The sequence below is a fragment of the uncultured Abyssibacter sp. genome (assembly GCF_964000955.1).
Lineage (GTDB): Bacteria > Pseudomonadota > Gammaproteobacteria > Nevskiales > OUC007 > Abyssibacter.
Genome location: NZ_CAXFCL010000009.1, coordinates 1 through 13,009, shown reverse-complemented (window position 1 = coordinate 13,009; position 13,009 = coordinate 1). Strand labels below are relative to the sequence as shown.

General features: G+C 66.3%; 13 protein-coding genes and 1 pseudogene. 13 read left to right on the top strand and 1 reads right to left on the bottom strand.

Annotated elements, in window-relative coordinates; translation table 11 throughout:
- A pseudogene (locus ABNS06_RS00350) lies at positions 1 to 275 on the bottom strand (hypothetical protein); the annotation flags it as partial.
- A gap of 122 nt (positions 276 to 397) precedes the next feature.
- Between ABNS06_RS00350 and ABNS06_RS00345 the strand changes: the two are divergent.
- From ABNS06_RS00345 to ABNS06_RS00285, 13 genes are all read left to right on the top strand, one after another.
- Entirely contained in the window at positions 398 to 1,384 is a 987-nt protein-coding gene (locus ABNS06_RS00345; RefSeq protein WP_348671885.1) for a chemotaxis protein, read from the top strand.
- Between the two features lie 103 nt (positions 1,385 to 1,487).
- On the top strand, positions 1,488 to 1,895 hold the full coding sequence (flgB, locus tag ABNS06_RS00340) for a flagellar basal body rod protein FlgB (protein WP_348671883.1): 408 nt from the start codon (positions 1,488 to 1,490) through the stop codon (positions 1,893 to 1,895).
- A 10-nt stretch (positions 1,896 to 1,905) separates the two neighbouring features.
- Positions 1,906 to 2,310, top strand: coding sequence for a flagellar basal body rod protein FlgC (flgC, locus tag ABNS06_RS00335; protein ID WP_348671882.1), 405 nt, complete (start codon positions 1,906 to 1,908; stop codon positions 2,308 to 2,310).
- A gap of 1 nt (position 2,311) precedes the next feature.
- Positions 2,312 to 2,992, top strand: coding sequence for a flagellar hook assembly protein FlgD (locus ABNS06_RS00330; protein WP_348671881.1), 681 nt, complete (start codon positions 2,312 to 2,314; stop codon positions 2,990 to 2,992).
- A 12-nt stretch (positions 2,993 to 3,004) separates the two neighbouring features.
- Positions 3,005 to 4,219, top strand: coding sequence for a flagellar hook protein FlgE (gene flgE / locus ABNS06_RS00325; protein ID WP_348671879.1), 1,215 nt, complete (start codon positions 3,005 to 3,007; stop codon positions 4,217 to 4,219).
- Between the two features lie 27 nt (positions 4,220 to 4,246).
- Positions 4,247 to 4,990, top strand: a complete 744-nt coding sequence (flgF, locus tag ABNS06_RS00320; RefSeq protein WP_348671877.1) for a flagellar basal-body rod protein FlgF — start codon at positions 4,247 to 4,249, stop codon at positions 4,988 to 4,990.
- Between the two features lie 11 nt (positions 4,991 to 5,001).
- On the top strand, positions 5,002 to 5,787 hold the full coding sequence (flgG, locus tag ABNS06_RS00315) for a flagellar basal-body rod protein FlgG (protein ID WP_348671875.1): 786 nt from the start codon (positions 5,002 to 5,004) through the stop codon (positions 5,785 to 5,787).
- Positions 5,788 to 5,792: 5 nt separating this feature from the next.
- Entirely contained in the window at positions 5,793 to 6,461 is a 669-nt protein-coding gene (gene flgH, locus ABNS06_RS00310; protein ID WP_348671873.1) for a flagellar basal body L-ring protein FlgH, read from the top strand.
- A gap of 17 nt (positions 6,462 to 6,478) precedes the next feature.
- A complete protein-coding gene (locus ABNS06_RS00305) occupies positions 6,479 to 7,567 on the top strand; it encodes a flagellar basal body P-ring protein FlgI (RefSeq protein WP_348671886.1) in 1,089 nt (362 codons plus the stop codon).
- Between the two features lies 1 nt (position 7,568).
- Positions 7,569 to 8,492 carry a glucosaminidase domain-containing protein gene (locus tag ABNS06_RS00300; protein WP_348671871.1) on the top strand — a complete coding sequence of 308 codons (924 nt, stop codon included), beginning with the start codon at positions 7,569 to 7,571 and terminating at the stop codon, positions 8,490 to 8,492.
- A gap of 1 nt (position 8,493) precedes the next feature.
- Positions 8,494 to 10,374: a flagellar hook-associated protein FlgK gene (flgK, locus tag ABNS06_RS00295; RefSeq protein ID WP_348671869.1), complete on the top strand. Its 1,881-nt coding sequence runs from the start codon at positions 8,494 to 8,496 to the stop codon at positions 10,372 to 10,374.
- Positions 10,375 to 10,377: 3 nt separating this feature from the next.
- Positions 10,378 to 11,559, top strand: coding sequence for a flagellar hook-associated protein FlgL (gene flgL, locus ABNS06_RS00290; RefSeq protein ID WP_348671868.1), 1,182 nt, complete (start codon positions 10,378 to 10,380; stop codon positions 11,557 to 11,559).
- A gap of 278 nt (positions 11,560 to 11,837) precedes the next feature.
- The gene (locus tag ABNS06_RS00285) at positions 11,838 to 12,950 is read left to right on the top strand and encodes an FIST N-terminal domain-containing protein (RefSeq protein WP_348671866.1); all 1,113 of its coding nucleotides are present in this window, start codon (positions 11,838 to 11,840) and stop codon (positions 12,948 to 12,950) included.
- Positions 12,951 to 13,009 lie beyond the last annotated feature (59 nt).

Here is a 13,009-nt window from a genome sequence, read left to right as displayed (position 1 = left end):
GTGGACAGACAGCGGACTTCCACCGTCGCTGCACCGCTGGCCGGATTGCCGATCATTCGCATGCCCTGTGGTTCCGTCGCACAGCGCGGCAGTTGCAACCGGGCGTCGAGACCGCCGGCCGTCACCGTCGTGCCGGCAGGCAACTCACGCTGGGCATAACGCTGCGCGGCCGCGTTCAACCGCGCGATGTCTTCCGCGCCGTCACCAGCGACGGCCAGCCCCGGCAGCAGGGTTGTGCTCGAAAGAATCCAGGCAATGGCGAGATAACGTCTCATGCCGGGCTTCAGGCAAGTGGTGTACCACGGTCCGAGTACATATCCGTCGTCGCGCCGAAGCGATAAAAGAACGCCTTGCAAGCATCCTGTTAACAGGTATCGGCCAGCCTCAAGTTTTCCGGATGCGGGTCGATGCCCAGCGCACACCCCATCGGGATGCCCACGTGTCCACCGGCCTGATCGACTCCATCAATCGCCGTACCCAGCTTGCCGGTTACAACCGGTTGGCGTTGCTGCTGTTCCGGCTGGGCGGGCCCGAGCTGTTCGGGATCAACGTATTCAAGGTGCAGGAGGTGGTGCAGGCGCCGGAGCTGACCTGGGTACCGGCGGCGCATTCGCATGTGCGCGGCGTGGCGCCGGTGCGGGGCCGGATGATTCCGGTGCTGGACCTGGCGGCGGCCGTGCAGACGACGCCGCCCGCTTCGGAACCCCGCTACCTGATCGTCTCCGAGTTCAATCGACGCGTGCAGGGCTTTCTGGTGCATGGCGTTGAGCGCATCGTCAACGTCGATGTCGGCCAGGTGACGCCGCCGCCGGCCAGCGCCGGGGACGACGGATATCTGACGGCGGTGACCCGGTTGAAGGACCGGCTGATCCAGATTATTGACGTGGAGAAGGTGCTGGCCGATGTCATCGGTCTCGCGGTTGATCTGGAAACGCTGCCGCCGCATACGACCGACGAGCGTCGCCGCAAGTGGCGGGTGCTGGTTGCCGATGATTCCAAGGTGGCGCGCATGCAGATTGCCCGCACGCTGGAGCAGCTCGATCTGGAACCGGTGCTGGTCAATGACGGTCGCGAGGCGTTGCGGTTCCTGCAGTCGCAGGCCGACGCGGATGGCGACAACGATTTGCTGATGGTGATCTCGGATGTCGAGATGCCTGACATGGATGGCTACACGCTGACGACGGAAATTCGTCGCGATCCGCGCCTGGAAAACCTCTACGTGTTGCTGCATACCTCGCTCAGCGGCGTGTTCAACCACAGCATGGTCGAGCAGGTCGGGGCTGATCGTTTCGTGCCGAAATTCAATTCCGACGAGCTGGCCAGAAACATCATCGAACGCTTGCGCAACAAGGAGTTGGAGCTGACCGAGGCCGCAATGGTCTGATCGGCGGCGGCATCCCCCGCACCCTCGCGGACCGGCCCTGCGCCGGGGCCGTGGTACATGGCTTGCCTGAAGCCCGGCGAACACGACCCGCCGGAGATGCGGCATGTCCACCGGTTTCGACAAGCTCTACGGAATCCACTCGCAGTCGCTGGCCTTGCAGCAGCAGCGCCTGCAGCACGTGGCCGCGAACATCGCGAACGCAGACACGCCCAACTACAAGGCGACGGACATCGACTTCCAGACCGCGCTGGCGCAGGCGGCTGAGGGGAGCGGTGCTCCAACGCTCCAGCGGACGAACAACCGTCACCTGAACATCGCCGGCGTCGCCGAAGCCTCGTCGCCCGCCGTCGCCACGGAGCGGGTCAGCACCCAGCCCAGCCAAGACGGCAATACCGTCGAGCTGCATCGCGAGCAGGCGGCCTTCGCCGACGCCGCGCTGCGTTACCGCGCCAGCCTGCAGTTCGCGCAGGGCCGGATCACCACGCTGATGTCCGCGATCCGCGGCGAGTAGGAGGGATCTCATGTCCGACTTTTCCATCTTCAGGATCGCAGGCTCCGCATTGCAGGCGCAGTCGGTCCGTTTGAACACGGTGGCCAGCAACCTGGCCAACGCCGACACCGTCGCCGGTACGCCGGACGCCGTCTACAAGGCGCGGTTGCCGGTGTTCGAAACCGAACTCGACAACGCCGCCGAACAGGCCGGCGTGCGGGTCAGCGAGATCGTGCAGAGCGCCGAGGCGCCGCAGCGCATCCATCGGCCCGGCCATCCGGATGCCGACGAGAACGGATATGTCTACGCGACCAACGTCAATCCGGTGGAGGAGATGGTCAACATGATCTCCGCCAGCCGCTCCTACCAGACCAGTGCCGAGGTGCTGAACACCGGCAAGGATTTGATCCTCAAGACCCTGGAACTGGGACGCTGACATGAGCACGATTTCCGATAGCGGTTTGACCGGCTTGCTGGGCGGTGCCACCTCCGGGGCGGCGGCCGCCAACAATGCGCAGCAGAACATGCTGAATCAGCAGGATTTCTTCTCGCTGATGATCGCCCAGTTCCAGAACCAGGATCCGTTCAAGCCGATGGAGTCGGGCGAGTTCCTGGGGCAGATCGCCCAGTTCAGCACGGTCGATGGCATCTACGGCCTGAACGAGTCCTTCGGCGATCTGCAGACCCAGCTCACCTCGGACCAGGCCTTGCAGGCCAGCACCCTGATCGATCGCGATGTGCTGGTGCCGACCTCCACGGTGCGTTACCCCGGAACCGGTTCGGTCTCCGGCCACGTCGACGTGCCGCTGGGCGCCGACCGGGTCACCGTCGAGATCGTCGACGGCACCGGCCACACGGTGCGCAGCTACTCGGCCGCCGGCAGCGTGCTGGACGAGACCTTCGAATTCTCCTGGGACGGACTGGACGCCGAAGGCCAGGCCGTGCCCGCCGCCGATTACACCGTCCGAGTCCGGGCGGGTCAGGGCGAGCAGGAGGTCGCGCTGACGCCTGAACTGGCAGGCCGCGTTGATGCCGTTCGCATGGGCGCCAGCGGCCTGCTGCTAGAAGTCGCCGGGTTTGGCGACGTTCCTTTTTCCACGGTTACCCGCATCGCCTGAGGAGGCTGTCTCATGCCGTTCAATATCGCACTCAGTGGAATCAACGCCGCCTCGGCGGATCTGAACACCACCGCTCACAACATCGCCAACGCGAACACCTCCGGCTTCAAGCAGTCGCGCACCGAGTTCGCGGACGTCTACGCGGCGGGCGAGTTTGGCCTGTCGTCGTTGAACCAGGGCTCGGGCGTGCGTGTTGCTGCGGTTTCGCAGCAGTTCACCCAGGGCACGATCAACTTCACCGAGAACCCGCTGGATCTCGCCATCAACGGCGAGGGCTTTTTCACCGTGTCGCAGGGCGGCGCGCTGGGTTACACCCGTGCCGGTGAATTCCAGATCGACCGCGACGGCTATGTCGTGAACGCCTCGGGGCAGAACCTGCAGGTGTTCCCACCGGTCGGTACCGGCGGATTCGCCACCGGTGGGCTGGAATCGCTGCAGCTGTCGTCCACCGAGAACCCGCCGCGGGCCTCCGGCGAGTTGACGGTGAGCGTCAACCTGCCGGCGAATGCCGATGCGCCCGCGGTTTCGCCGCTGGATCCGGCTGACCCGGACAGCTACAACCACACGACGTCGATGACGGTTTACGACTCGCTGGGCGCGGCGCACACGGCCAGCTTCTTCTACACGAAGGATGCGACCGCTAACACCTGGAACGTGCAGGCCTACGTGGATGGCACGGCCGTGGGCTCTCCGCAGCAGCTGGCTTACGACACCAGCGGCCAGCTGGTTTCGCCCGCTGGCGGAGCACTGACCTTGCCGGCGCACCCGGTGAGCACTGGCGCGGCCGACCTGAACCTGACCATCGACGTGGCCGAGACCAGCCAGTACGGCGAGAGCTTTTCGGTCAACAACCTGTCGCAGGACGGTTACACGACCGGTCGCCTGAGCGGGCTGGAGGTCACCGACGAGGGCATCGTCCAGGCCCGCTTCACCAACGGCCAGGCCACGCAGCTGGGTCAGCTGGCGATCGCCAACTTCAACAACGTGCAGGGTTTGCAGTCGCAGGGTGACAACTTCTGGACCGAGACCTATGCCTCCGGTGAGGCGCGGATGGGCGTCGCCGGCAGCTCGGATCTGGGCCTGATCCAGTCCGGGGCGCTGGAAGCCTCCAACGTCGATCTCACCGAGCAGCTCGTCAAGATGATCACCGCGCAGCGCAGCTTCCAGGCCAACGCGCAGACCATCTCGGCGGCCGACACCATCACCCAGACGATCATCAACATCTGATCGCGACGGGACCGGGGGAGGTAAGCCATGGACAAGTCGATCTACACCGCGATGTCGGGTGCCGTGCGCACGCTCACGGCGCAGTCGACGGTGTCCAACAACCTGGCGAACGCCTCGACCGTCGGCTTCCGGGCCGAGCTGGCGATGGCCAAGACGGCGCCGCTGGACGGCGCCGGATTGCCGACGCGGGTGGCGTCCACGTTCGGCGGCGCCGCCTTCGATCCCTCCGCCGGCACGCTGATGACCACGGAGCGCCCGCTGGACGTCGCCGTGCGTGGCAACGGCTGGATCGCCGTGCAGGATGGCAACGGCGAGACGGCCTATACCCGCAACGGCGAGTTGCAGATCGATGCCCTGGGCCAGCTGATGACCAACCGCGGCGAACTGGTGCTGGGCGAAGGCGGGCCGGTTGCGATACCGCCGAATGAAAGCGTGACCATCGGCGATGACGGCACGATTTCCGTCATTCCGCAGGGTCAGGGCGCCGTCGTGCAGGCCACGGTGGACCGCATCCGGGTCGACGCCGTCCAGCCGCAGGACATGCGGCGCGGCGACGATGGCCTGTTCCGTCCGGTCGAGGACGCGGCCGTCGAGCCAGTGGCCGGCGCGTCCCTGTCGGTCGGCACGCTGGAGTCGTCCAACGTCAATCTCGCGCAGTCGCTGGTCGACATGATCGCGCTGTCCCGCCAATTCGAATTGCAGGTCAAGGCCATCCGCAGCGCCGACGATAACGCCCAGGCGGCGGCGGCGGTCATGCGGATCAACGGTTAGGAGTTTCCTTCATGAATTCAGCACTTTGGGTCGCAAAAACCGGACTGGACGCGCAGCAGACGCGCATGTCCGTGGTGTCGAACAACCTCGCCAACGTGAACACCACCGGGTTCAAGAAGGGGCGCGCCAGTTTCGAGGACCTGCTGTTCCAGCACGTCAAGCAGGTCGGTGCGCCGACCTCGCAGCAGACTGACTCGCCGACCGGCCTGTCGCTGGGCACCGGCGTGCGCGTGGGCGCCACGGAAAAGCAGTTCGCCCAGGGCAATCTGCAACAGACCAGCAATCCGCTGGACCTCGCGATCAACGGCCGCGGCTTCTTCCAAGTGCTGCTGCCCGACGGGACGGCGGCCTACACCCGCGACGGCAGCTTCCAGATCAGCGCCACCGGTGACCTGGTGACCTCCAGCGGCTATCCCGTCCAGCCAGGAATCAACATTCCGGATGGCGCGCAGACGCTGACCGTGGGCGCCGACGGCACGGTGTCCGTGCAGTTCGCCAGCGAGGCCCAGACGCAGCAGGTCGGCACCTTGCAGGTCACCGACTTCGTCAACCCGGCCGGATTGCAGCCGCAGGGCAACAACCTGTTCACCGAATCCGGCGCCAGCGGTCCGCCGCAATCCGGCACCGCCAGCCTCAACGGGCTGGGTTCTCTGATCCAGGGCTCGCTGGAGTCCTCCAACGTCAATGTCGTGGAGGAGCTGGTGAACATGATCGAGACCCAGCGCGCCTACGAAATGAACTCCAAGGCGATTTCCACGGTGGACCAGATGCTGTCCTACGTGAACAACAACCTGTGACCGCAATGAAAAGCCTGTCCCTCATCACCGCGCTGCTGGCCCTGGCCGCCCTGAGCGGCTGCGCCAGCACGCCGAATCCCGCCGACGCCGTCCCCGTCGTGCCGCAGATGGCCATGGTGCAGCCCACCGCCGGCGCCATCTATTCGCCGGGTCGCGGACTGGCGCTGTTCAACGACCGACGCGCGACCCAGGTCGGCGATGTGATCACGGTGATCCTCAGCGAGCAGACCAATGCCCAGAAGCAGGCCTCGGCCAGCACGGGCAAGTCCACCGGCATCGATATCGCCGCGCCCAGCCTGTTCGGCGGTGCGGTGACCGCGAACGGGCTGGAGTTTCTGGGGGCCAGTGTCGATGCCGACCGCGACTTCGCCGGCAGCGGCAACGCCAGCCAGAGCAACAGCCTGACCGGCTCGCTGTCCGTCGTCGTCACCGAGCAGCTTCCCAACGGGCTGCTGGTGATCATCGGCGAGAAGCGTGTGCACCTGAATCAGGGTGACGAGATTCTGAAGATCTCCGGGCTGGTTCGTCCCGAGGATATCCAGCCGGACAACACCATTGCCTCGACCCGTGTCGCCAATGCCTCCATTGCCTACAGCGGCAGGGGCGCGCTGGCCGATGCGAATGCCAAGGGCTGGCTGGCCCGCTTCTTCGACAGTGCGTGGTGGCCGCTATGAGCCGGAAATTGATCGGGATGATGTCGGCACTGGCGCTGCTGCTGGCCGCGCCGCTGGCGCAGGCCGAGCGCGTCAAGGATCTGGCGAGCGTCGCTGGCGTGCGTGGCAACCCGCTGGTCGGCTACGGCCTGGTCGTCGGTCTGGACGGCACGGGTGACCAGTCCAGCCAGGCGCCGTTCACGACGCAGACGCTGCGCAACATGCTGACCCAGCTTGGCGTGACCATCCCGCAGAACGTCAATCCGCAGCTCAAGAACGTCGCGGCGGTGGCGATCCATGCGGAGCTGCCGGCCTTCGCCAAACCGGGCCAGAAGCTGGATATCACCGTCTCGTCCATCGGCAATGCCAAGAGCCTGCGCGGCGGCAGCCTGCTGATGGCGCCGCTCAAGGGGGCGGACGGGCAGGTTTACGCCATCGCCCAGGGCAATCTGGTCGTCGGCGGTTTCGGTGCCTCGGGCCTCGATGGTTCGCGCATCTCGGTGAACATTCCCAGCGCCGGCCGGATTCCCGGCGGGGCGATGGTCGAGCGCAGCGTCGCCAACGGTTTCGCGTCAAAGTCCGAGGTGCTGCTGAACCTGCACACGCCGGACTTCACCACCGCGACGCGGCTGGCCGGCGGCGTCAACGATTTGCTGGGCGATCAGACCGCCCGCGCGATGGATGCAGTGACGGTGGCGGTGCGTGCGCCCGCCGATCCGGACATGCGCGTCGCGTTCCTGTCGGTGCTGGAAAACCTGGACGTGGAACCTGGCGATGCGCCGGCCCGCGTCGTGGTCAACAGCCGCACCGGCACGGTCGTCATCGGCAGTCATGTGCGTGTGCATCCGGCCGCGGTCACGCACGGCTCGCTGACGGTAACCATTCGCGAGGACGCCCAGGTGAGCCAGCCGGCCCCCTTCGGCGACGGCAACACCGCCATCGTCGCGGATTCCGGCATCTCCATCGAGGAGGAATCCAACCGCATGTTCCTGTTCGATTCCGGCGCCACGCTGGAGGCGATCGTCGGTGCGGTGAACCGCGTGGGCGCGGCGCCGGGTGATCTGGTCGCGATCCTGGAAGCGTTGAAGACGGCCGGCGCGCTGCGCGCCGAGCTGGTGATCATCTGACGTGCAACTCGAAGCCGCCACCGTGAACCCGCTTGCCGCCACCGCGACCGGTGGCGTCGAGCGTTTGGCGGGGCAGGCGTCCAACGCGCGGGACATCCAGACCCTGCGTGAGGCGGCGCTGCAATTCGAGTCGCTATTCACGCAGATGATGTTGCAGTCCATGCGCGCGACCGAGTTCGGCGACGACCTGACCGGCAACAGTGGCGGGCTGTATCGCGACATGCTGGATCAGGAGGTGGTGAAGAGCATCGGCAAGGCCGGTGGTCTGGGCCTGGCCGACATGATGATCGAGCAGTTCCAGCGCCAGGCCGGTATCGCCTCGCCACGGGCGGCGCTGCCGCTTTACTCGACCGAGGCGGTACGACCGGTGGGCGACAAGGCCCAGGGCTTCGAGTCGCCCGAGGAATTCGTCCAGACCCTGGCCCCGATCGTCGAACGTGCCGCCGGCAGGCTGGGTGTCGATCCGCGCTACGTCATGGCGCAGGCCGCGCTGGAAACCGGCTGGGGACGGTCGATTCCCGCCGATGATGCCGGCGACAGCAGCTTCAACCTGTTCGGCATCAAGGCACGGGGCGACCAGCCCGCCGTGGATGTGATGACCCACGAATACATCGGCGGTCATCGCGTGAACATGGTCGACAGCTTCCGGGCCTACGACTCCTTCGAGCAAAGCGTCGAGGACTACGTCGCCTTTCTGAAGACGCAGCCGCGCTATGCCGAGGCGCTGGATAACGCGCGCGACGGCGAGCGTTACGCCGAGTCGTTGCAGGCGGCCGGCTACGCTACCGATCCGAACTACGCGAGCAAGCTCAAGCGAATCGCCAACGGGCCGATGATGACCTCATGGACCGCCGAATCGCCGCAATCCGGCCTAACCCAGGCCGCCCTCAACCAGGCGCCGCCAGCGGCGGCATCGGGCGTGTGACATGAGTGATCTTTTCAGCATCGGCTCGTCGGCGCTGCTGTCCTACCGCCGGGCGCTGGACACCATCGGCCATAACGTCGCCAACGTGGACACGGCCGGGTATTCGCGCCAGCGCGTGGAACTGGCGACCAGCACGCCGACGACGACCGGTCAGGGCGTGTTCGGCAACGGCGTTTATGCCGCGACGGTCACGCGCAGCGCCAGCGATCTGGTGCAGCAGCGGCTGGTCAGTGGCGCGAGCCAGGTCGGCTACTTCGAGGTCCAGAGCGAGCTGGCGGTGCGGCTGGATTCGCTGCTGTCCGACACCAGCCTGTCCGTGGGCACGGGGCTGGATGATTTCTTCACCGCGGTGGAAGCCGTCGCCGCCGATCCGACCTCGACCGCGGCGCGGCAGTCCCTGCTGTCGGCCGGTGAGGATTTCACCCGCCGGATCGGCACGCTGTCGAACCAGTTCGACACCATCGAGGGTGAGCTGGCCTTCGAGTTCGAATCCGCGGTCGCCTCGGCCAACGGTCTGGCGTCGCAGATCGCCAACCTGAACAAGGAGATCGCGCTGGCGACCGGCCGCTCCGGCGGCAATCCCCCCAACGATCTGCTCGATCAGCGGGACGAACTGGTGCGTTCGCTGGCCGGGGAGCTGGATATTCGCACCGTCGTGTCGGATACCGGCGAGCTGAACGTGTTCTCCCAGTCCGGTCAGGCGCTGGTGCTGGGCATCAACGCCTACGAGTTGTCGGTGGTCGATGATCCGCTAGGCGGCGGCGTGCCGCAGCTCGCGATCGAGACCCAGGGCGGTGCCGTCAACATCAGCAATCAGGTGGGCGGCGGCCGGCTCGGCGGCATTCTCGCCTCGGCCGATGTGCTGGCGACGACCCGCGGGCAGGTCGCCCAGCTCGCGATCGGCGTCACCGAGCAGTTCAACGCCCTGCATGCATCCGGTGTGACGCCGGACGGCCAGCCCGGCGGGCTGGTGTTCACGGCCGCCAGCATCGACGTGCTGGCCCACACGGGCAACAGCGGGTCGGCCGAACTCGCGGTGTCCGTGGCCGATCCCGGCGATCTGCCGGACGGCGATCCGGTGCTGCGATTCGATGGCACGCAATGGTTGCGTGTCGACGGCGGTGAGACGGTCGCGCTCGGCGGCGCCGGCACGACGGATGATCCGCTGGTCATCGACGGTCTCAGCGTCGTGGTCAGCGGCACGCCCGCCGCGAATGACCGCTTCCGACTGGATTTGAGCGGCGCGCTGAGCGACGTCGGGATGGCCTTGTCCGATCCTGATGGCATTGCCGCCGCAGGCGCCGTGGTCGTGGAGGCCGATACCGGCAACACGGGGACCATCGCGCTGGCCGCCGTCGCTGCCGAGCAGGCCGACGACCCGAACTTCGGTGCTGCGGCAAGCATCGTCTTCACCGCGGCGGATCAGGTGTCGATCGACGGCGCCGCACCGGAGGCCTACGACGCCCAGACCGGGATTCTGGTCAACGGAACGCGGCTCACCTTCACCGGCACGCCCGCCGCCGGCGACCGCTTCGACCTGACCCCCACGGGGGCCGGCTCGGCGGACAATCGCGCGGCGCAGGCCTTGTCCGATCTGGCCAGCTCGTCGTGGATGCGCGGTGGTCTGGATCGACCCGCCGACGCGGCCGCGCGGCTGGTCAGCACCGTGGGCAACACCGCCGCCGCGGCGGAAGCCGCCTACGCCGGCGCCCAGTCCATCCAGTCCGCCGATCTGGCCGAGCGTGACGCGATATCCGGCGTCAATCTCGACGAGGAGGCGGCCAATCTGATGCGCTTCGAACAGGCCTACCAGGCGGCGGCGCAGGTGCTGTCTGTCGCATCGGGGCTGTTCGATACCCTGCTGTCCGCGGTGAGGCGTTAAGTCATGAGAATTTCCACCCAGGCCTTCCAGACGCGAACGCTGGAGATGATTCAGCAGAAGACGGCGGAGATCGCGAAAACGCAGCAGCAGATCGCCTCCGGCGAACGGATGACGCGCGCCGGTGATGATCCCGCCGCCGCGGCGCGAGGCGTCGCGCTGGATTCGGCGCTGGAGCAGATCACCCGCTACCAGTCCAACATCGGTCAGGTGCGTGAACGGCTGACTGGCGAGGAGGCCGCGCTGGATGAGGCCACCAACGTGCTGAACACTGTGCGTGAACTGACCATCCAGGGTGGCGGCGCCGCGATTGATGCCTCCACCGCGCGGTCGCTGGCCGAGCAGGTGCGTGCGCAGCTTGCCGATCTCTACGCCATCGCCAATCGTCAGGGCGCCGACGGCAACGCGCTGTTCGGCGGGACTCGCCAGACTGATCAGGCCTTTGTCGCCAGTAGCGACGGGACGACCTATCTCGGCGATGGCCAGTCGCGCTCGGTACGCATCGGACCGAACCAGTCGCTGGCGGATGGTCACACCGGTCGTGAAGTGTTCATGCAGATTCCGTCATCGATGGCGGTGACCGCGGCGACAGGCAATTCCGGTAACGCCTCGATCAGCGACATCGCGGTCGACGCTGCGGCCAGCCCGGCGGCGTTGCCGTGGCGCGTCAGCTTCAGTGCCGGAAACTGGACCGTGACTGACAGCGGTGGCACCACGCTGGGCGACGGTGCCTACACGCCGGGCGAGAGTTTCACCGTCGACGGCGTGACGCTGAGCTTCGACGAAATACCAGCCGATGGCGACAGCTTCACCGTGTCGCCAGCCGGCGAGCAGGACGTCTTCACCACGCTGGATCAGATCGCCACGGCGCTGGAGGGCTTCGACGGTTCCTCGGCCAGCCGCGCCCGGCTCACGACCGCGCTGTACGGCGGTCTGGACAACATCGAGGCCGCGACCGAACACGTGATCGACACCCGGGCGTCCGTCGGCAACCGCCTGCAAACCCTGGACCGGGCCGAGGACGCGCACGAGGGCGTCGCCGTGGAACTGATGAGCACGCTGTCCGACCTGCGCGATGTCGACATCGCCGAGGCCGCCAGCCGGCTGTCGTTGCAGATCACCGCGCTGGAAGCCGCGCAGCAGACGCTGGTGCGGATGCAGGGGCTGAGCCTGTTCAGGCTGCTCTGACGCTGCGCTCATTGGCTCGCCCCGCGAGCTGGCCACCCGAGGTCTGACCCGGCCGGGTGGTTCGAAGCCGGCGTGGAATGACCGGATCTCGCTTTGCGTGCCTTGCCCAGCGATGGGACGGACCTGGTCTTGGTGGCAGGGGCGCTTCAGGGCGCCCCTGCGCCATTCCGCTTGTCGCGCCACCGGCGCCACTGGGTGAGACCTTGCCCGGCTGTTGTTCAAGTCCTCCTTGAAGCCACCGATAACGGGAGGACAAGACCACAATCGGAAGTACGGAGATGACCCTGAACGTCAGCTATGCGCAGACGCGCGAGTCCGCCGCGCCGCACGCGGTGGAGGAGATGCGGGAGCAACTGGGTGCTGACCCGCTCGACGCAGTCATCTTCTACTGCGATCCGGACCTGGATTTGGAGACCCTTGGTCCCGCGCTCAAGGCCGCTTTTGATTGCCCCGTGATCGGATGCACGGCGTCGGGACAGATTGGTCCCAATGGTTTTCAGGCCACCGGAATTCTGGCCGCGGGCCTGCGCGGTGGCGACTTGCGTGTGCAACCGCACCTGATCTCGCCCTTGTCGGATCGAACCGCCTGCGCCTCGTCGGCGGTCGATGCGGTGCAGTCCACGCTCGTACAGTGCGACATGGAGTTCAGCTTTGGCCTGCTGCTGGTCGATGGCCTGTCCCTGCGAGAGGAGCAGCTTGCAGCGTCCCTTTATCAGGCGCTGGGCGATGTGCCACTGATCGGCGGTTCTGCCGGGGATAACCAGCAGTTCAGGCAGACGCATGTCTACTACGACGGTCGTTTCCTTCAGAATGCGGCCGTCCTCGCGCAGTTCGAGTGCGCCAAGCCTTGTGCGTCGTTCAAGTTCCAGCACTTCGTGCCCAGTGATATTGATCTGGTGATCACCGAGGCCGATCCCGAACGACGGCTGATCATCGAGATCGACGGTGAGCCCGCCGCCCGCGCCTATGCCGACGCGATCGGACTCACGCCGGACCAGCTGGATGCCAACGTGTTCTCCACTCATCCGCTGCTCATGACGATCGGCGGTGACCCCTACGTCCGTTCCATCCGGCAGGTCAACGAGGATCTTTCGCTGACCTGTTACTGCGCTGTGGATGAGGGGCGCGTCGTTTCGGTCGGCAATGCCGTGGATGTCATGAAGACGCTGGAAGAGGCCTTCGATGGCGTGCGTGAAACCGTGCCCGATCCCGCCCTGATTCTTGGCTGCGACTGCATTCTGCGGCGTGTGGAGTTCGAGCAGAACGCGATGCTGGAGCCCGTGGGGCAGTTCATGGCCAGCCGGAACGTGTTTGGCTTCTCGACTTACGGGGAGCAGTTCAACGGGTTGCACATCAACCAGACCTTCACCGGCATCGCCATCGGAGCCTGACATGCTGAATCACTCCTATCCCGACTCCGCGGTGGCCGTCCGGCAGGATCTGGACGACG